Origin of the sequence: Paractinoplanes tereljensis, from assembly GCF_016862435.1 — a bacterium.
Lineage (GTDB): Bacteria > Actinomycetota > Actinomycetes > Mycobacteriales > Micromonosporaceae > Actinoplanes > Actinoplanes tereljensis.
Map to the genome: position 1 here is coordinate 230,575 of NZ_BOMY01000055.1, position 19,973 is coordinate 250,547.

14 protein-coding genes are annotated in these 19,973 nt (G+C 68.6%); 8 read left to right on the forward strand and 6 right to left on the reverse strand.

Annotated elements, in window-relative coordinates; all coding sequences use genetic code 11:
* Together Ate02nite_RS43770 and Ate02nite_RS43775 are read right to left on the reverse strand one after the other, a co-directional pair.
* A complete protein-coding gene (locus Ate02nite_RS43770) occupies window positions 1–1,110 on the reverse strand; it encodes a putative T7SS-secreted protein (protein ID WP_354262734.1) in 1,110 nt (369 codons plus the stop codon).
* Window positions 1,103–1,420 carry a hypothetical protein gene (locus Ate02nite_RS43775; RefSeq protein ID WP_203813860.1) on the reverse strand — a complete coding sequence of 106 codons (318 nt, stop codon included), beginning with the start codon at window positions 1,418–1,420 and terminating at the stop codon, window positions 1,103–1,105. The genes Ate02nite_RS43770 and Ate02nite_RS43775 overlap by 8 nt, the downstream gene beginning before the upstream one ends.
* 133 nt (window positions 1,421–1,553) lie before the next feature.
* Here Ate02nite_RS43775 and Ate02nite_RS43780 point away from each other — a divergent pair, with 133 nt between their 5' ends.
* The 4 genes from Ate02nite_RS43780 (at window position 1,554) to Ate02nite_RS43795 (ending at window position 6,114) form a co-directional block, all read left to right on the forward strand.
* Window positions 1,554–2,828: a GH1 family beta-glucosidase gene (locus Ate02nite_RS43780; protein ID WP_239148148.1), complete on the forward strand. Its 1,275-nt coding sequence runs from the start codon at window positions 1,554–1,556 to the stop codon at window positions 2,826–2,828.
* Window positions 2,825–4,015, forward strand: a complete 1,191-nt coding sequence (locus Ate02nite_RS43785; RefSeq protein ID WP_203813862.1) for an MFS transporter — start codon at window positions 2,825–2,827, stop codon at window positions 4,013–4,015. The genes Ate02nite_RS43780 and Ate02nite_RS43785 overlap by 4 nt, the downstream gene beginning before the upstream one ends.
* Window positions 4,016–4,471: 456 nt before the next feature.
* Window positions 4,472–5,032 (forward strand): RNA polymerase sigma factor, encoded by a 561-nt coding sequence (locus Ate02nite_RS43790; RefSeq protein ID WP_203813863.1) that lies wholly within the window; start codon window positions 4,472–4,474, stop codon window positions 5,030–5,032.
* Window positions 5,029–6,114, forward strand: a complete 1,086-nt coding sequence (locus tag Ate02nite_RS43795) for a CU044_5270 family protein (RefSeq protein ID WP_203813864.1) — start codon at window positions 5,029–5,031, stop codon at window positions 6,112–6,114. The genes Ate02nite_RS43790 and Ate02nite_RS43795 overlap by 4 nt, the downstream gene beginning before the upstream one ends.
* Window positions 6,115–6,173: 59 nt before the next feature.
* Here the strand turns inward: Ate02nite_RS43795 and Ate02nite_RS43800 are convergent, their stop codons facing one another.
* Window positions 6,174–9,371, reverse strand: a complete 3,198-nt coding sequence (locus tag Ate02nite_RS43800) for a penicillin acylase family protein (RefSeq protein WP_203813865.1) — start codon at window positions 9,369–9,371, stop codon at window positions 6,174–6,176.
* A gap of 142 nt (window positions 9,372–9,513) precedes the next feature.
* The gene (locus tag Ate02nite_RS43805) at window positions 9,514–10,476 is read right to left on the reverse strand and encodes a zinc-dependent alcohol dehydrogenase (protein ID WP_239148149.1); all 963 of its coding nucleotides are present in this window, start codon (window positions 10,474–10,476) and stop codon (window positions 9,514–9,516) included.
* 73 nt (window positions 10,477–10,549) lie between these two features.
* On the opposite strand from Ate02nite_RS43805, the gene Ate02nite_RS43810 reads away from it, so the two are divergent.
* The 4 genes from Ate02nite_RS43810 (at window position 10,550) to Ate02nite_RS43825 (ending at window position 14,035) form a co-directional block, all read left to right on the forward strand.
* Window positions 10,550–11,626 carry an acyltransferase family protein gene (locus Ate02nite_RS43810; RefSeq protein WP_203813866.1) on the forward strand — a complete coding sequence of 359 codons (1,077 nt, stop codon included), beginning with the start codon at window positions 10,550–10,552 and terminating at the stop codon, window positions 11,624–11,626.
* A 25-nt stretch (window positions 11,627–11,651) separates the two neighbouring features.
* Entirely contained in the window at window positions 11,652–12,857 is a 1,206-nt protein-coding gene (locus Ate02nite_RS43815) for an aminotransferase class I/II-fold pyridoxal phosphate-dependent enzyme (protein ID WP_203813867.1), read from the forward strand.
* A gap of 4 nt (window positions 12,858–12,861) precedes the next feature.
* Window positions 12,862–13,005, forward strand: a complete 144-nt coding sequence (locus Ate02nite_RS43820; protein WP_203813868.1) for a hypothetical protein — start codon at window positions 12,862–12,864, stop codon at window positions 13,003–13,005.
* A gap of 442 nt (window positions 13,006–13,447) precedes the next feature.
* Complete coding sequence (locus Ate02nite_RS43825; RefSeq protein ID WP_203813869.1) at window positions 13,448–14,035, forward strand: SMI1/KNR4 family protein; 588 nt, start codon at window positions 13,448–13,450, stop codon at window positions 14,033–14,035.
* 50 nt (window positions 14,036–14,085) lie between these two features.
* On the opposite strand, the gene Ate02nite_RS43830 is transcribed toward Ate02nite_RS43825, so the two are convergent.
* Window positions 14,086–18,825, reverse strand: a complete 4,740-nt coding sequence (locus Ate02nite_RS43830) for a golvesin C-terminal-like domain-containing protein (RefSeq protein ID WP_203813870.1) — start codon at window positions 18,823–18,825, stop codon at window positions 14,086–14,088.
* Window positions 18,826–18,931: 106 nt separating this feature from the next.
* Window positions 18,932–19,966, reverse strand: coding sequence for a DUF4232 domain-containing protein (locus Ate02nite_RS43835; protein ID WP_203813871.1), 1,035 nt, complete (start codon window positions 19,964–19,966; stop codon window positions 18,932–18,934).
* Window positions 19,967–19,973: the final 7 nt, after the last annotated feature.

Consider the following 19,973-nt stretch of genomic DNA (forward strand, 5'->3'; position numbering starts at 1 on the left):
TCACCATCCCACCGGTGTCGGGTAGGTGCCATCCGCCTTGATCGGGATGTGCGTCGCCGAATTCGGCCCCGGCTTCCCGTCAAGCCCGATCGGCTGTCCTTGGCCGTTGTAATAACGCACATAGCCATTCGGATATTGGGACGTCGGGTCCATTACCCGCACCATATCAGCGTTCCCAGGTGCTCCCGGTTTCTGGTAAACCATGCCTTTTCCGTTGTCCGCCGTCCGCGAAGACCATCCGGGCTTCGCCACGGCCGGGTTGCCGCCGGTCGAGTCGGCCGCGCCCTCGGACGCGGAGCCGCCCTCGGTATCGACCGGCGAGACCTGGTCATCACCTCCCGCGTGCGAGGCGATGTCGGCCATCGCCGCGGTCGTGAGGCTCGCCCCGGCCGCGATGCCAGCAGCAGAGACCACGTTGAGCGGCACGCCGGCCACGGCGCCCGCACCGGTGGCGTCCAGGCCGATACCGAGCGCCTCGCCACCGGAACTCACCATGGCAAGACCGATCCCAGCGGCGGCGAGCCCGAGCGAGCCGGGGTGGTGAAGCGCGGCGTTGCCGAAGGAGGCGACCGTGTTGACGACATCGCCACCCACGTCGTGGACGAAGTCGCCGACATCGTCCAGCCAACTGGACTTCTCCGGCGCGAGTGACGCCTTGGCCCGTAGCGTCGCCGCCGCGATGCCAGCCGCGGCGCTGAGCTGGATCCGGGCGGTGGCCAGGACGCTTCGTGCCGGTTCGAACGGGTCGGGGAACATCGGCGGGGACGGCACCCGCTGTACTACGACCTCGATCTCGTCCCACATCCGGATCGCCTCGGCTGCCTGCTGCTGAGCCCAGCGCAGCGTGGCCGCATAGTCATCGAGCGCTCCGGCACCCGCTTGCATCGCGTCTGCGGCGGTGAACCATCGCCCCGGCTCGTAACTGAACTTCTCGTGGAACCGCTCCGCCGCAGCGCCGGTCCACGAACCGCTGTCGATCTTCCGGAGGCCGTCGCCGGCGGCGCCCGCGTCCCCGGCACGGTCCCGGAGTGCGACAGCGTTCTGCACGATGGCGTCCGGATCGCCCGGCACCAGCGCTCTCGGGTCGCGGGTCTCGCCCAGTTCAGCCATCAACCGCACCTGAGGCTGGGTCGTAGGTAATCCGCCGGGCGGTCGCCTCGTCGGTGGCCCGGTAGGCCCGGGCGACACGCACGAGGCTGTCCCCGATAGCCGCGGCGTCCTCGGTGAGGATCTGGAGACCGTCATCCCAGCGTTTGCTGAACTCGGCCATGGCGTCGTGCAGGTCGTCGTCGCCGTACATTCCGGTCGGCCCGGGCAGCCGGCTCAGGGCGAGTCTTTGCTGATCATCGATGGTTTCGGCGATTCCGGCCGCGGCCGCGTCCAGGGTCGCGATGTCGACATGAAACTCACGCCCGTCCATACGCTCACGGTAAACCCGGACCGCCACGCGTCAGGGGTTCCGCCGGGTGAGCGCGATCACTAACCTGAACTGAATTCGCCTTTGGATGGGGGCTGGTTTGGGATCGCTCGATGGGTTTCCCACGTGGTTCGAGGTGGGGGTCTCCACCGCTGCCTATCAGATCGAGGGGGCCGCGGCCGAGGATGGGCGTGGGGTCTCGATCTGGGACACGTTCTCGCACACCCCGGGGCGAACTCTCGGCGGGGACACCGGGGACGTGGCGTGCGATCACTACCACCGGTGGGCGGGCGACCTTGACCTGATGACCGGGCTCGGGGTGGATGCGTACCGGTTCAGCCTGGCCTGGCCGCGCATTCAGCCGGACGGGCGCGGTAAGCCCAACCCGCTCGGGCTTGACTTCTACGACCGGCTTGTCGACGGGCTGCTGGAACGGGACATCGCTGCCGTTCCCACCCTTTTCCACTGGGATCTGCCGCAGGCGCTCGAGGACGACGGTGGGTGGCTCAACCGGGAGACCTCGCTGCGGTTCGCGGAGTACGCGGGGATCGTCGCCGATCGGCTCGGGGATCGGGTCAAGCGGTGGATCACGCTGAACGAGCCGATCGTGCACATGGCCCAGGGGTACGCGTTCGGGTCGCACGCGCCGGGTAAGTCGCTCGGGTTCGAGGCGCTGCCGGTCGCCCACCACCAGCTGCTCGGGCACGGGCTGGCGGTGTCCGAGCTGCGGTCGCGCGGGGCGGCCGAAATCATGATCACCAACAACTGCACGCCGGTCTGGGCCGCCTCCGACGACGAGGCCGACCAGGTCGCCGCCATGATCTACGACGGGTTCCACAACCGGCTGTTCAACGATCCGGTGCTTCTCGGGACATATCCGGAATTCTTGGCGGGGATGCTCGAACCTGTTATCCAGGACGGCGACCTCGAGACGATCTCCACGGCGATCGACACGCTGGGGATCAACTACTACAACCCGACCCGGGTCGGCGCGCCCAGCCAGGATGAGCTGCCGTTCGACATGAAGCAGATCGACGGGGTCCCGACCACCGCCTTCGGCTGGCCGGTGGTGCCGGACGGGCTGCATGAGCTGCTCACCGGGCTCAAGACGACGTACGGGGACGCGCTGCCGCCGATCTACATCACCGAGAACGGGTGCTCTACCGACGACGGGACCGCCGACCAGTTCCGGATCGACTATCTCGACGGGCACCTCGGGGCCGTCAAACGGGCTCTTGCCGACGGGGTCGACGTCCGGGGGTACTTCGTCTGGTCGCTGCTCGACAACTTCGAGTGGGCCGAGGGGTACAGCCAGCGGTTCGGGCTGGTCCGGGTCGACTTCGACACCCAGGAACGTACGCCCAAGGATTCCTACCGCTGGCTTGCCTCGTTGTTGCGGGAGCGCGGATGACGATCGTCGCTGATCCGCCCCGGGCTCCGGGGCGCTGGATCGGGCTGCTCTCGCTGGCCAACCTCGGGCTGTGGATGGGGTACTTCGGGCCGCTGCAGGTGTTGCTGCCCAACCAGATCGAGGACATCACTCCGGACTCCAAGACGACTGCGCTGGGCATTGTTACCGGGCTCGGGGCGCTCGTCGCGGTGATCGTCGGGCCGGTTGCGGGGGCGCTGTCCGATGCTACGACCGCGCGTACCGGGCGGCGGCATACCTGGATCGTGGCGGGGGCGCTCATCGGGGCGGCCGGTCTCGTGGCGCTTGACGGGGTGCACAGTGTTGCCGGAGTCGCGATCGGCTGGTGTTTCGCGCAGGTCGGGCTCAATGTGCTTCAAGCGGGTCTTACGGCGGTGGTGCCGGACCAGACTCCGGTTGACCAGCGGGGTGTGGTCTCCGGGTGGGTGGGGCTCACTCAGTCGGTCGGTGTGGTCGCCGGGGTTCTGCTGGTCACCATGGTGGGTGGCGGGTACTGGGCTATCGCGGTCGTGGTCGTGGTGCTCGCCGTGCCGTTCGTGCTGGGCACTCGCGATCCGCTTCCGGCTGTGCCGGCTCGGTTCGATTTGCGAGGGACGTTCCGGTGGCACGGTGGGGACTTCGCTTGGGCGTTCGGGACTCGGTTCCTGGTTCAACTGGGGAACGCTATGGCTACGCTCTACCTTTTGTACTTCCTGCGGGACAAGGTGCACTACTCGAACGCGGACGACGGTCTCGCCATCCTGATCATCGTCTACACGATCGCTACCGTGATGACCGTGGTGATCGGCGGGGTGATCTCGGATCGGACCGGGAAGCGTAAGCCTTCGGTTATCGCTTCGGGGCTGGTCATGGCGGTGTCCATGGTTCTGCTCGCTGTTTGGCCTACCTGGCCGGGTGCGCTTACCGCCGCGGTGATCCTCGGGCTTGGCTTCGGGGTCTATCTGTCGGTTGATCAGGCGTTGATTACTCAGGTTCTGCCTTCGGCTGAGGATCGGGGGCGGGATCTTGGGGTTATCAATATCGCCAATTCTGCTCCTCAGGTGTTGGGGCCGGCTCTTGCGTTTCCGCTCGTTACCTATCTTGGTGGGTATCCTGTTTTGTTCCTTACTGTTGCTGTTATTACCGTGCTTGGGTCGGTTCTTGTTACTCGGATTCGGTCTGTTGCTTAGGTTTCTCTTGCGCTGGGACGGTTTTGGGCCGGGGATGACCATGCTGGGCGGTGAAGCATCTATGCCCTGCATGGTCATCCCCGGCCCACAACCTTGCTTGGGAGCCTGTTACGGGCAGGGGATTGCTCGCTCGCGGCCAGGAGCGTGAAGGCTGGGCGGTCCCCTCTCGCTCGGTGATCTGGCTGCCGCGCTTTGGGACGCCAAGTGGGGGCTTGGGCGGGCCGGGGTTTGTGGTGGGGTGCGCGAGCGAGACCGTGCCGGTTGCGGTTACGTCAAAACCGTTGTGGTTGCGGTGGGGGGCTGTGGGGACTCTTTTTTGATCTTGCCCCGTTACTAGGAGCTCGGCAGTAACTTCTGCTATCAGCCCGTCGTGCTTTCGGCTCTTCGACGTTGAGCGGGTGAAGGCAATGTGGGCTACCGGGCACTAAGAGGCGTGACTATCCAATGGAACCGCCCATGGTGGTGATCAAGTGGCGGGAGGCGCAAGCCGACCGGTTTGCGGATCTCTTCGACATGTATCACGGGGAGATCTACCGGTATGTGGCCGGGCGGTTGAGCGCGTCCCATGCCGATGACCTCGCGGCCGAGACGTTTTTGGTGGCGTTCCGCGATCGGGACAAGCTGAACGACGCGGGACAGGTACGCGCCTGGCTCTACGGCATCGCCACCAACCTGATCCGCCGGCATCACCGCGACGAGGAGCGCCGCTACCGGGCCCTGGGCCGCGTCGGCTCGCACGCCGAGCCGGCCGAGAACGACCACGAGCGGATCATCTCGCGGGTGGCGGCCGGCGTCGTCCAGCGCGAGCTCGCCGCAGCCCTGCGGGACCTCAAACCGGCTGACCGGGACGTACTCCTGCTCGTTGCCCTGGCCGACCTCGGTTACGCGGAGGTCGCTGTCGCCCTGGGCATCCCGGAGGGCACCGTCGCCTCCCGTTTGAGTCGCGCCCGCAAGGCGGTACGTGCCGCGTTGGGCGGCGCCGACCCCACCCGTGACATCTCAGGAGCCACCCGATGAACGAAGACCTTCAGCTCATTCGTGAGTTGCTCGACGCACCAGGACCGACCGCGCAGGCGACGGTCCAGGCGCGAGACAAGCTCACCGCGGCCACCCGGCGGCGGCCGCGTCACCATACGATTCGCCCGGCCCTGGCCGGAGCTGCCGCTGTCGTCACCGTGGCAGCCGCGGTGCTGGCGTTCTCGCTCGGGCAGCCGGACGCGGTGACCCGTGGTCCCGGCGTTGGAGCCGCCACCCCGGCGGGGCAGTTGGGCGCGCATGACCTTCTGCTGGCCGCTGCCACCACGGCCGGTGCGGAGAAGACCGGGAGGTATTGGCACACCGAGGCCGTCGTCGTCCGCGGCCCGGTCCATGTCCAGGGCTACGACCTCGCCAGCCGGACCGTGGTCGAGTACTGGCTTGCCAAGGATCCACACGACGCCAGCTGGGTCGGCCGGCGGGACCTCGGGTACCGCCCGCTCTCCCCGCAGGACACGACGAAGTGGGTCGCGGCCGGCAAACCGACCACCTGGGACGTCACCGCGGACAACGCAGCCGGTCACGACACGCTCCGTGCGACCCCGGGCAAGGCCACGCTGGAAACAATGTCCGCCTCGATGTTTCTGCAGAGTCTGGGCGGCTTCGACACGGTCGAGGTGAACGCGCTGCCGACCGGCCCGGCCCAGCTGAAGAAGCTGTTTCAGGACCGGATCGTCGAGCGCGCCACCGCCGCACTTCCCGGCACCCCGGACGGGGATGCGAACCTTTTCCGGGCGATGACCGAGCTGCTGGTGCAGGTCCCGGCGCCACCCGCGGTACGCGCTGCGGCGTTCGAGGTGATCGCCGACCTGCCCGGCATCACGATCCAAGAACACGTCAAGGACGCTGAAAACCGCGACGGCGTACGCATCACGTTGCTGAACAACGGCTCCGGCGTCGTCCAAGCCAACTCGATCGTCCTCGATCCCGCGACCCACCAGCTCTTCGCCCGCGAGTACAACGCCACTGACGCCGCCAACGGCAAGGCGGAAAAGTCCGGCAACGAGACGTTCCTGACGATCGAGTGGACTGACGGGAAGCCGTCGGCACCCACCCGCTCCTAGCTGAGCCGCTTTTTCCGGACCGGGAACAGCCCCGCCGCGGACGACGGGGCTGTTCTTCGTCAGTGGGCATAGGCCTCCAACTCGTAGACGGAGAAGCCGTATGACGTTGCCCTGGTCTGGCCGGTCAGGCGTAGGTAGCGGGCGGTGGTGGCCGGGAAGGTGACCGTGTCCAGGCCGCCGTTTCCGCCGGTAACCGCAGCTGCTTGGGTCCACGTGGTGTTGTTTGTGGACGTTTCTATTTTGTAGGCGGTGGCGTAGGCCGACTCCCAGCGGATCAGGGCTCTTGCCACTGTTTTGGCGGAGCCCAGGTCTACCGTCAAGGTTTGGTTGTCGGCGTAGGAGCTGGCCCAGCGGGTGGTCAGGTTTCCGTCTATGGCGTTTGCGGCCACGTAGCTGCTCTGGATGCTGGACGCCGTGGCGGTCTTGCCGGAGACCAGGTTGCTGATGTCGTCGCCTCGCTTTGCCGGGAACGAGACGACCTGCTGGTAGGTGGGGCGGTTCTGCCAGGCGATCAGGCCGTGGCTGATGCCGCCCAGCGGGCTCTGGAGGATGGCGTCGGCGCACCACTGGTCGGCGGCTGCGCAGTGGGTGTCGGCGGGGTACGTCGTCGCGGCCGGCTCGTTGATCGCAGCCGTCAGGCTCGTCAGCAGGGCCGTGCGGCAGGTGGAAACGGTGCCGTTGCCGCAGTACTTCTGGGACCAGCCGGGGACGGTGTCGCCGAGGACCGCGCGCAGGTCCTTGTCCACGTAGCCCCACCAGCCGAACTGGAACGAGGAACCCTTGTGGGCCTGGGTTTCGTTCGCGCTCGTCGGCAAGGACGACTTCGGGCCGGTCTGGCCGCCCGACGGGGACTCGTTGATCTGCAGCGCGTCCACCAGGGTCTGGAACAGGCCGTCGCCCAGGTTCGACTGGAACGCGGCCACTACCAGCTTCGGCCACCAGGCGTCGAAGATGCGGATGGCGTCGGCGCTCGCGTATGCCTTACTGCCCGAGGCTGTTTCCTGGCGGTGTGCGCCTGCCGCCAGCCAGGTGCGCAGCTTTGTCAGGGCTGCCGCCTGGGTTGCGTCGGTCACCGTCGCCGTGTCGATCACCCTCAGCAGCACCGGGAGTACGTCGGTGCCTCGCAGATCGGTGGTGGCCGCCGACTCGACCACCTTCACCAGGGTTGCCCGGTCGTACTTCGTGCCTGCGGCTATGCCGGCCTTGATCGGGGTGTCCAGCAGGTCGCCTCGGTGCACTGAGCCGAAGCTGAAGTTGCCATCCGCCGCGCCGTAGTCCTTGGCCTGCTTGTTGTTCCAGCTTACGAAGTAGTCCTGGTTCACCGCCTGGGGGTGGGCGGAGTTCGGGACGTAGGTCGCCACGTTGGTGTCCGGGTTCCAACCCGTCCACTCGTAGGCCGCCTCGGCCTTGGTGGGCAGGTTCGGGTCGGCGCCGGACGGGCGCACGGGCTGGGCGCCTGAGGTGAACATCGCGGTGTCGGCCGAGTTCACGTAGAACCAGTTGAACGCGAACGGGATGTTCGAGGCCGAGTTCATGAACGCGGCCGGCGTGCCCATCTGGTCCGGCTCGTTGAACATCTGGAAACCGATCGCCGAGTCGGCCTCGTGGCGGTAGGTCGAGCGCAGGCTGGTGAACGCGGTCGGCACGCCGGCCACCAGGCCGCGCCACTGCAGCAGGCCGTACTTGGTGCGCTGGACGGTCAGGCGATAGGAACCCGCGGCCGTCGAGTCGGCGGTGGTCGGCTTCCAGGTGTTGGTCTTGGTCAGGGGCTCCATGGCCAGGCAGGTGCCGTGGTAGAGGTAACCCGTCGAGGCCAAGGTGGCCGTGCTGCCGTCGGTGTTGCAGAGCTTCGCCGCGTACGTGTCGGTGATGTCCTGGATGGACGACGTGGCGCTCCACGCGTAATCCGGGCCTCGGCCGATCAGGGTGTAGAGATTCAGGCCGCTGAACGCGATGCCTCGGCTGCTGATGCCGGGGCCCTGCAGCTCCTGCACCATCAGCAGCTGGGGGGCGAAGTAACCCGTCTGCGGGCCGAAGACCGCGACCGGGTGGCCGGTGGCCGAGTTGGCGGCAGAGATCACCGCGGCGTTGGACATGCCCCGGTGGGCGCTGCCGATCGCCAGGGTGCTCAGGGAGTCGGCGATCTCGCTGGTGCCGCTGGCCGCTGCCGTTGTCGCACTACCGGTCTTGTCGAAGACGATCGGCTCGGAGACCGCGGTTCCCGCGTCCGGCAGGGCTACGCCGGCGGCGTTCGGGTTGCCCGCGCCGTACGGGAAGGACTGGCCGTTGTGCAGGGTCAGCACCGACTCCGGGTCGTTCTGCTGGCGGAACTGCTGCCACACCGCGTCGCCGGCGGTGGTGCCGTACTTCGCGCGGGCCGCTATGCGGACCAGGGCCGACTGCATCTCGGTGCCGCCGCCACCGCCGAACAGGCCGCCGATCACGCCGCCGATGGCGATCAGGTCGGTCATCGTGAAGTCCTCGGGACCGCCGGCGTTGGTGATCGAGTCGAGGTGGCCGGTCAGCACGTATTCGCCGGGGCAGTCACGGGCCGCCATGCAGTCGTCGATGTACTTGTTGATGCCGGCGATGTAGCTCTGCACGTCGGTGTAGAGCTGGGCGCCACGCGTACTGCCCGCCTGCAGGTTGTTGATCTGGGTTTGCAGGTCGGCCTCGGTGTAGGGCGAGGTGCGCCAGACGCTCTGCTCCAGGTCGCGGTTGCCGGCGGCGCCGCCGGCGAACGAGGTGAGGCTGCCGCGGGCCACGTGCCGCATCAGGTCCATCAGGAACAGGCGGTCCTGGGCTCCGGCGTAACCGGCGCCGTACATCGTGCCGGCTCGGGTGGTGCCGGTGATGTGCGGGATGCCGAGCTGCTTGTCGCGGACGATCGTGACATCCGAGCGCGGGGACTTGGTGCTCTCCACGTCGGCGGCGGCCACCCCGTACGAGCTGTCGTTGAAGAAGGTGTTGATCTGCTCGCCGGTCAGGCCGGTGTAGTTGTACGTCAGGTTGCCGTACTTGGCGAGCTGGTCGTCGGCGTGCGGTGGGAACGAGCCGAACGCCTGGTTGGCCAGGACCTGAACGAGGTCGGCGTCGCCGTTCTGCCCCGGCGGCAGAATGTCGGAGCACTCGCCCAGGCAATAGTCATTAACGGCGTAAGCCGCCTGAACCGGCGAAGCAGTGATGGGGATGAATGCCGTGGCCGACACGACTACCGCGATGACCAGGGCATTGAGGAGAGGACGGGGTGGGCGCATGGGGGCTTCCCTTCGGGGAAACGCAAACGCGAAATTACTTCGTAGATGCTAAGACTTCGATGGGTCTTACACCAGAGTTTCGCTACCAACGCGTAGAGTGACCGTCCGATGTGTTCCGAGTCACTTTCACCTTTGGACGGGCTCAGGCCTGCGGGTGAACGACGACCTTGAGGCCGTCGCGGGCCGCCGCCGTGCTGAACGCGGCGGCCACCTCTACCAGCGGAAACGCGGCCGAGACCAACGGCGGGAGGTCGACCAGGCGACGGGCGGCCAGATCGATCGCGCGCGGGTAGACCTCGCCCATCCGGCGGGACATCACCAGGGTCAGGCCCTTGCGGCGGGCGTGCGACGCGGTGAACGTGGTGGTGTCGCCGTCCGGAATACCGACCAGGATGACCCGGGCGCCGGGCTTGGCGGCGCGCAGCGCGGCGTCGACGGCCGCGTTCGAGCCGGACACCTCGAAGACCAGGTCCGCCTCGCCCTCGGCGATCTCGGCGCCCAGCTTCGCGGCCGCCTCGGCCCGGTGCGGCAGCGGATCGGACGCGAGCACCCGGGTCGCGCCGCTCAGCCGGGCCAGCTGGATCAGCATCAGGCCGATCGGGCCGCAGCCGATCACCGCGACGGTCTGGCCGATCCTGGCGTGCGCCAGGTCGTAGGCGTGCAGGGCGACGCCGAGCGGTTCGAGCAGGGCACCCTCGTCGTCGCTGAGCGAGTCGGGGATCGGGTGCAGGCGGTGGCCGGGCCAGGCCATCAACTGGCGCAGGCCGCCGTCGGTGCCGCCGTGACCGGCGAAGACGATGGTGAGGCAGAGGTTGGGGTCGCCGGCGAGGCAGGGTTCGCAGACTCCGCACGGAACGGCAGGATCAATTGCTACGCGTACGCCGTCCCGGCGGCCGCCGCGGATGACGCCGGCCATCTCGTGACCCAGGACGAGCGGGCGGGCCAGCACGGCGTCGCCGATCGCGCCCTCGGTGAACCAGTGCAGATCGGAGCCGCACACGCCGACGCTGGTGACCTCGACCAGTTCCTCGCCGGCGGCGGGAACCGGAGCTTCCTCGTCGAGCACGCGGACATCGCCGGCGCCGAACAGACGGGCCACTCGCACGGTTGCCTCCTAATCGCGATGTGAACGATAACATCGCTGGTGCTGGGCTTGCGCCGTCCGGCAGACTCCGGGGGTGACCGAGCGCCTGACGCACATCGATCTCCTCCGGGTTGCCCTGACCGCCGGGGTCATCGCCACCCACGCGATCATCACGTACGGCGGGCCGGGCTCGTGGTTCATCCAGGACGGGGAGATGCCGTCTGCGCTGGAGGCGGTCGCGACCGTGCCGATCGTGTTCGGGGCGCTGTTCGGGATGGGTGCGTTCTTCTTCGTGGCCGGGGCTTTCGTCCCGGGGTCGCTCGAACGGCGGGGGCCTCGGCGGTTCGTGACGTCACGGCTGAGCCGGCTCGGGTGGCCGCTGCTCGTGTTCGTGCTGGTGGTGGTGCCGCTGACGCACTGGGTGGCGAGTGTGGTGGCCGGTCCGCCGCGCTCATTCGGCGCGGTGGTCACCGAACAGCTGCGTGAGCTCAACCCCGGGCCGCTCTGGTTCGTCTGGGTGTTGCTGTTATTCAGCCTGCTCGCCGTACCCGTGCTGGGGTCTCTGCCGGCCGCTTCGCCGGCTGCGTTGCGGCCGGCGCTATTGGTGTGGTTCGCGGTTTTCATCGCGGTAGCGAGCTTCTTCTTCCGGGCGTTCTTTCCGCTGGACAGCGAGCAGATCGGCGGGGCGAAGCTGTGGCAGTGGGGGCAGTGCATCGGGCTGTTCATGCTCGGGGTCGTCGCCGGGCGGCAAGGGTGGCTCACGGCGATCCCGGGCGCGGTTCGGCGGGTCTGCGGGTGGGCGGCGCTGGTCGCGGCCGGCATGGTCGGCACGGCGATCGCGATCGCCGGGGTCGAGGCGGAGGAATTTCAGGGTGACTGGCACTGGCAGTCGGGGCTGCTCGCCGTCTGCGAGGGGGTGCTCTGCGTCAGCGTGACGGTGCTGCTTGTCGACCTGTTTCGCGGGGTCAGCGGGGGTGAGCCGCTGATTCGGGGCGCCTATGGGGCGTACATCCTGCAGACCCCGGTCCTGGTCGGTCTTTCTCTGGTCTTGTTGGCAGTGCCCTGGCCTTCCGCCGCGAAGCTGGCGATGGTTCTGCCGGTGGCCATCGCCCTGTGCTTCGGGCTCGCGCTGCTTCTGTTGCGCATCCCCGGTTTTCGGCGAGTCCTTTGAGGACGGAGCTTGTTACCGTCGGATGGTGGCGGCTGACCCCTTCCTGAAGCCCGGCCTGCACCAGGCCGAGGACATCCTGAAAGCGCACGGCGTCGACGCGTACTACCGGTCGGCGGCCGAACGCACCGGCGACTCGCACGTCGTCATCGACGGGCGCAAGGTGCTGATGGCCGGGTCCGGGGATTACCTCGGGCTGTCCACCCACCCGAAGGTGACCGAGGCGGCGGTGGCCGCGTTGCGGCGGTTCGGCACCGGGGTGGCCGGGTCGCGGGTGCTCAACGGGTCGCTCGACCTGCATGCGGAGTTGGAGGGGCGGATGGCCGCCTTTCTCGGGCAGGAGGCGGCGGCCGTCACCGCGGTCGGGTTTCTGGCCAATCTGGCGCTGTCGGCGCTGCTCGGGCGGGAGGACACAGCCTTTGTCGACGCTCGCAACCACGCTTCGCTGGTGGACGCGACCCGGTTGGGGTGGGGGAAGGTACGCAGCTACCGGGACCTCACGCATTTGCGGTCCCGGCTGGAGGCGGCGCCTGCGGACGGCGGGCGGCTGATCATCACGGACGGTGCCTTCTCGATGGAGGGCGACGTCGCCGATCTGCCTGGTCTGCGGTCCTTGGCCGACTCGTACGGGGCCAAGCTGATCGTCGACTCGGCGCACGACATGGGGGTTCTCGGTCCGGACGGGGCCGGGCTGGCCTCGGTGCACGGGGTTTCCGTCGACCTGGTCACCGGGTCGCTGTCGAAGGCGTTCGGGTCGGTCGGCGGGGTGCTGGCCGGGCCCTCCTCCTATGTGCGCTACCTGCGCAGCAACGCCCGGTCGGTGCTGTTCTCGACGGCTGTGCCGCCCGCTTCGGTCGCGGCTACGCTGGCCGCCCTGGCGATCATCATGGCCGAGCCGGCGCGACGGTTGCGCGCCCTGGAACTGGCCGAAGGGCTGCACAACGGGCTGCGGGGGCTCGGCTACGACACTCGGCCGTCGACCACGCCGATCGCGCCGGTCCGGTTTCCGTCGCTCGCCCAGGCGGGGGCGTTCTGGGCCGGGCTGTTCGAGGCCGGCGTCTTCACCAACCTGGTCGGGCCGCCGGCCGCCGCCGACCCGATGATCCGCCTGGCCCTGACCGCCAACCACGACGACACCCACCTGGCGACCGTGCTGTCCGCTTTTGACGAGGTGGGCCGCCGGCTCGGCGTCGAGCGCCAGCCCGACCTGCCGCCGGTGGTCCTCACCCGCTAGTGCCATGACCAAAACGTTCACGGTGTCGGATGGCACGCCGCTCGGGCTGACGGCCGGGCCGCGTCGTAACGGTCACGCTGTGCTGGTGGCCCGCGTCCGCAGCGAGAAAGGCATCCGCTGGGGTGGCCGACCTCTCGCCGCCGCCTGACCTACCGAGCGGCCCGTAACGCCCGTGGCACTCGGTCCCGGTAGGTGCAACCCACCCTCCGCGCGCCCGCCACACGGGCGGTCCCGACCCAAGTCCTCAACCCACCCCACCCACCGGCAGACGACGGCTCGCTCCGCCGACCAGGACAAACACCAGCCTGTCGACAGTTTGCTCTGCTCACCCATACGCGCTGCTCTGCTCACGCCGGGTAAGCGCCGGGCGGACCGCATCGGTGCGAAGCAAAGCCCTCGGGGTTGGTGTTCGTTGCGCGAGCGTCGCGGCACGTGCCGGTGTTGCACGCCGGTCGCGCGGTGGCGGCGGTCGGGGGGAAATGCGGTTGTCTACGGCGTCGCCCGTACCTGCAACGGGTTTTGAATCTTGGGACCCTGATCCTGTGTCTGGAAGCCCGCGGGAGTGACTCCGTTGCTGGCACCATGGCGGGATGCTGCGAAATGAAGATCTGATACGGCTCGAGGCGGCCTGGGTTGCTCAGGGGGCGCCGATTGCCGGGGACCTCGCGCCGGGGCTGGGCGACGCGCGGCTCGACGAACTGCTGGCGGTTGATGATCTGGTGTTGCCGGCCGAACTTCGGCTGTGGTGGGGGTGGCACGACGGGGTCGGGTCCGGGGTCTGGAACGAGCCGGTGAGCCGGCTCGGCGCGGGCTCGTGGGCGTTCCTGTCGCTCGGCGAGGCGCTCGAGCAGCGGCGGTCCGAGATCTCGATGGGTGGCGGGTCGTTCCCGGCCGACCCGGGTGACTGGGCCGGGCAATGGGCGCCCTGGTGGTTGCCGGTGGCGGTGGCCGGCAGTGCGTACCTGTTCGCGGATCTTTCGGCCGTCGGCCTGGAGGCGCCGATCCACCTGTGGGCGCAGCAGCCCGACGATGTTTTCACCGTGCAGTTCCCGTCGTTCGGCGACGTGGTGGCCGGGTGGGCGGACGGGCTCGAGCGCGGCTACTTCGTGTGGTCGGCGGAGCGTAATGAGTGGGACATCCCGGGCAACCTGCCGGATGAGGCACTCAAGCTGGTCTGACGGGTCGCCCCGGCCCGTGCGAACGGGCCGGGGCGACAATTTCCAGAGATTCAGCAGATGTAGAACGTCTTGTTGCCGACGTTCGCTGCCTCGTCGATCAGCGGGATCGTCAGGTAATCAGCGCCGTTGCCGGTCAACTGGTTGTGGTAACTCTCGGCGACCACGTTCTCGTACGTGCCGGTCTGCATGCCGCACTTGGTGTACATGTTGCCGACCGCGATGCCCTCCGCCCGGTTCTCGGTCTTCGGGATCATCAGGAGCCGGGTGCTCAGCGGGGACGTCTCACCGCCGGTGAAGAAGTCCCAGGACCCGCCCTCCTCCGAGGTGTAGAACGGGTATTCGTCGCACTGGTCCTCGGGGCGGGTCGCCGGGCACGAGGTCTGCCCGTAGACCGAGTTCATGTACCAGGTGCGGGTCTTGATCACCTTCGGTTTCTCGTTGGTCCCGTTGACGTAGCGCAACTTCACCCAGGGTGGGTTGGCCCAGATCGCCGCGTCGTCGTTGACCGCGGCACCCCGGGCGTCGTACGCGGTCGGGAACAGGATCGGCATGCCCAGGCACGGGAAACCGACCACCCCGCCGCGCCGGGCCAGATCGACGCAGACCTCGCCGGCCAGTTCCGCCTGGGTGTCGGTGATGTCGAACCGGTCGTCGCCGGTTCTGGTGGCTGCGTAGTCGAGGATCCGTTTCTTGGTCGAGGCGACGCTGTCGGCGCGGGTCCACCGGTCCTCCCCGAACGCGTCGGTGAGGATGTCCGCGAAGCCCTGCTGGCCGCGGGCGGTCGGGTGGAAGCTGCCGGTGCCCGGCGTGTTCTCCCCGCTGCCGTCGGTGGTCTTCGAGGTGATCGCGTTCAGCCAGCGGTAGCCGTCGCTGCCGTCGCAGGCCCACTTCTTCTGCCCGGCCGCGCCGAGGTGGATCGCCGACGAGGTGTCGACGTACCGGATGTTCACGCCGGTCGCCCGGATGTCGTCGACCGCCCGCGAGATGGTGACCGACAGGCGGCCGGCCAGCGCGTTGAGGAACAGCCGGGCCTGCGAGCCGATGTTGTAGCAGGCGTCGTTGCTCTCCTGGTCGGGGAACATCTGCGGGTAACCGATCACGTAGATCGCCGCATTCGGGGCCGCGTTGTGGATCGCCTTGTAGGTCGCCTTCAGCTTGGCCGGCAGCATGTCCCGGATGATCTTCGTTTCGTAGTCGCGAAGCGGCTCCGGATCGACGACACCGTTGCTCTTGCGGGTCAGCTTGTAGTTCTCGCCCGAGCAGTCGCTGAGCGCGGCGATGCAGCCGTTGAGGATGTCGGTGAACCGCACGTCGTTGCCGCCGACCGACACCGACACCTGGGTGGTGTCCTGGTCCAGCCAGCCCTGCTCGACCTGGGTGAGCTCACCCCACTGGTAATTCGCCGATCCCCAGTCGGTGTAACCGGCCGCGTCGGACGCGGACGGCGGACTGTTCACCGCGTCCCGGGCGATCGCCGTGGTGGTCGCGCCCGAGCAGGCCAGGAAGCCGAAGCTGCCGTAGCTGTGCTGGGTGGCCATCTGCTCGATCGACAGCAGCGTGCTGGATCCGCCGTAGGTGTCCGCGCCGGGCTGCCGGACCAGTCGCGGGAACGCACTGGCCTGGGAACGGTGACAGGCGTTCACGGCGGCGCCCTTGGTGCCGTTGGTCCGCTTCAGGTCGGTGTTCTTGTCGTACGGCGAGTTGCCCTCACCGGAGGAGTAGGAGTCGCCGAGCGCCACGTAGCGCGGCATGTCCGGGACCGGCGGGCCGCTGTCCCCGGACTCCGGCAGGATTCCGGCCACCTTCGACTTGGCCAGCGCGGCCGGCGACCCCAGCGGGCTGAACGCGACCGCGTCGAAGATGATGCTGTCGTCGCCGGTGCCGTCCTTGGCGACAGTGGTCAGCGACACCTCGGGCGTACCGGTGAAGTCGAAGATGCCCAGGTCGACCCACTTGTTCTGCTGCCAGGTCTGGTTGATGACCCGGTAGCGGGTCTCGCCGCCGCCCAGGTTGATCGTGTACTTCGCCTGTTCCGTCCAGGCGCCGAACTCGGGCACGAACACCTGCACCCGGCGCTGGCCCGACTCCCCCGGCAGCCGCCAGGTACCGGTCACCTGGAGCTTGCCGCCCTCGTCGGACGCGGTCCGGGTGCTGGCCCGCCAGTAGTGGCCGCCGTACCCGCCGCCGATCTGGTGGAAGTCGATCTTCGACGGGAAGAGGCCGTTCCCGGCCCCGGCGAACGACAGGCTGAACGTGCCCTCGTTCTCCACCGGACTGCCGCACGGACGCGGCGACGAGGCGTTGTACGCGACGTCGTCGACCACCTGGGCGCCGGTGGGCAGGCCGCCGGAGGTGGAGTTGCAGTAGGCCGGGTAGCTGATCCCGTCGCTCTCGCACCCGGTCTGGCCGGACGTCGAGCACCAGGGGTAGCCGGGGTCGAAGCGGATCTGCTCGTGCCCGCAGGTGTTGCAGGCACTGCCGGCCGCGGTCTTCCAGCCGACCGCGGTGTGCGCCCAGCACTTCAGGTCGTACAGCTGGGAAGCGTTCTTGTGCAGGCACGGACCGGGCTTCTCGCTGCTGACGTCCGGGTCGTTCGGCTGCACCTTGGAGTTCTGGTCACAGGTGTTCTCCGTCGTGCAGAACGTGTACATCGGCGGCTTGACCAGCGCCTTGTCCTCGACCGTGGTCCACCACGCGAAGTTGTAGCCGGCCTTCTCCACGCCCGGCGACTCGGTCGCGGTGATCGGGTTGGCCGCCCAGCCGAGCACCTTCTCCGGGTACGGCCAGTTCTGCGGGTTACGGGCGTCGTCGTAGACGCTCATGAACGGGTGCCGGGCCGGGTCGTACCGCGGGTTGGCCGGGTTGTTCAGCCAGCCCACGCCCCACGGCTGGCCGTCGTTCTTGTTCGGGTAGAAGCCCGAGTTGTAGGCCCACACCGCGTAGAACCAGTTCTCGATCGCGGACGGGTCGGCGTTGTGCACCTTCAGCCCGGCCGTGTAGGTCTGGTTCCACTTCTCCTGCAGGATCTTCAGGCCGTACGAGATGTTCGCGGTGAAGTCGAGCGCCACCGCCCGCTGCGTCTGGTACGGCAGCGCCACCTCGACCTTGACGCCGTTGTCGTCGGTCTTCTCGTGACCGGCGATCCGCATCCCGTCGGTCGCCTGGGTGAGCCCGTAGCCGCAGTCGGCGTCGGCCCAGCTGATGTCCCAGTCGTCGGACGAGTCGGCGTTGTAGATGTCCCGCCCGTAGTAGTTGCCCATCAGCGGGTTGGCCGGCACCCCGGGCAGCGCGTACTTGGCCGCCTGCCACATGTTCGACTCCTGGGCGATGATGCCCAGCATGATCTGGGCCGGCACCCGGCCACCACCGGCCAGGGCCGGCGCCGGGAAAAGGGCCTGCGGCGAGTACGCCGGCATCCCGTAGTTCTTCCAGTTCGCCGGGCGCGACGCCACGTTGTCGAGCTTGCCGAACACCGCCGCGTCGACCGCCCACTCCACGTTGCGCGGTTTGGGCTGCACGGCCTGGTTGTTCACGTCGTTGCGGGGCACCGAGCAGTACCGCTCGTCCTCGACCGGGTCGTTCACCGAGCCGGTGACGGCCAGGCTCTTCGCCTTGGGGGCGGCCGCACCGAGCACCGGATTCGCGTCCCGGCCGGCGATCGCCTCGGGTCCCTGCACCGCCGGGCTCACCTCGAAGGAGAGGGGCTGACCGGTCGGGAGCACCTTGGCGGTGACCGCCAGGTTCGCCGCGATGTCCGGGTCGGTCGCGTCGGCCACCTTCACGTCGGTCAGGGCGACGTCGCCGCGGGTGGACACCTCGCTGCTCGACGGCACCGGCACCGCGCGGACCGACTTCGGCAGCGTCGACACGTGGGCCGGCCTGCCGGTGATGAAGGCTCGGCCGGAGTCGCCGCGGACCAGGCTGACGTCGCCCCGGGCGAGCTCCGTGACGGTGCGGCCGACGGCTCGCCGTACCCGGGTCTGGTCTTTGGTCTTGTCCATGAAGGTCACCGCGCCGGTGGCGTCCGGCACCAGCCGGAACGGCACGCCTTCGGCGACGGCCTGCCGGCTGATCTTGCCTTTGTTGGAAACCCGGACCACCGCGCCGGCCGCGGCCGCGACGATGCCGCCACCCTTGACCGGTACGGGTGAGCTCAGCTCGGTGTTCAGCAGCAGCGGCTGGGACAGCGTGCGCTTCGCGGCGTCGACGGTGAACAGGCGGCTCTGCGTGGTGGTGTCGGCCGGGCTCTCCACGTCCTTGCCGTCGAACTGCGACAGCACGGCCGTCTCCCCCGCGCCGCAGCCGGGGTTGAAGTAGGCGAGCGACGTCTGCACCGCGAGCTTGGTGACCATGTGGGTCTTCAGGTCGACGATGGCGGTGAACCCGCCGCGGTCGAACAGGTCGGCCTTGTTGGTGAAGGTCCGCGGCGCGTAGACCACGACGAGCCGCTGCCCGGAGCCGGTCACGCAGGCGTTGCCGATCCATCGGTCGGTGTCGAAGCCGGGCTCGGACAGGCTGGCGGCGGTCTCCCAGGTGTAGCCGGTGCCCGCGGTGGCGGTCAGCACGTGGAAGCCGTTGGCGTCGCCGGAGGTCGTCCAGATGCGGTCGGCGGACTTGCGCCAGCCCTTGCCGAGAAGTTTGTCGCGGTCGGCCGGTGCCACCCGGTCGGTGCGGCCGTCGGCGCCAGCGGCGGTGTCGGCCGGGGTCGGCGCGATCGGTGCGGCCTGGGCGGTGCCGGACAGCGCCGGCCCCGCGAGCAGCACCACCGCGGCCCCGGCGGCAGCCGCCATTGACCATAGTCGTTTCATGGGTCCCCGTTTCTTGTATTCAAGTACGTCGATATAGACGTCCTCGAACGGAGACTTTATAGATCTTGGTCGTTGCCGTGTGTCCCGTTCAGGTCAGCGGGATGGTGACCAGGCCGACAAGATGTTCGCTGGGCAGGTTCTGCGGGGTCTGGATCCGCCAGGCGATGCGCACGGTCCCTTGCGCCTGCTTCGGGATGGTGGTTCTCATCTCGAAGCGGAGGGCGGACCGGGCCGGGACGGCGGTGGCGGGACGGCAGTTCAGGCGGTAGAGCTGGGCGGTGGTGCTGTTGACCATGCCGTTGGCCTCGGCGCTGAGCTCCTGGAGATAGCCGGGGCAGGGCAGCAGGGTCACCGGCTTCGCGGTGGGGTTGGTCAGGGTGATCGTGTAGGTGATCCGGTCACCGGGGGCGGCCTGCGGCGGGCCTTCGGCGGAGGCGGTCAGGTCCCACAGCGGGGAGCGTTCGGTGGTGATCGGGTCCTGTTCCACGAATTTGTCGAAGACGCCGGCGGACAGGTTCGAGGACGGCTTGGTGGGGCTCTCGGGGTCGCCGCTGCAGGCCGGGTGGTCCTTCGGGGTGATCTTCGCGCGCAGCTCGCCACCCTCGGCCGGCAGGGTTACCCGCAGCTCGTAGGGCGGAGTCGCGGTGCCGCAGAACGGGCCGGACCAGTCGACTCGCATGGATGCCTTGCCGCCGGCGGGCACCGGGATGCGCTGTTTCTTCGCCTCTTCGGTGACGCTCGTGAGGTGGTCCACCGGGACCTCGGCGTCCTTGCTGAACAGCCGGACGTCGGCGAGGCCGGACAGCACGCAGTCGGTGGTGGCGGTGTTCCGGACGATCAGCTCGCCCAGCAGGCGGCCGCCCAGGACGGTGTCGCCGGCGGCCTTCGACCATTTGTCGAGGCCGCCGCTGAGCTGGGCGGCTGTGCAGGGCGGGCTGTCCGGCGCGACCGTCACGGTGGCCGGGCTCGGGTAGACGCTGTCGATCGGCTCGTCCAACCAGGGCACTGAGCCGTCCGGCTTGAGGGACAGGGCCTCGGTGGGGGTTCGGCCTTCGTCCTTGGCGCAGCCGGTGGCCAGGACCATGGCCAGGAGTACGGCTGCGGCTTTGCGGATCGAAGGCATGGCGGCA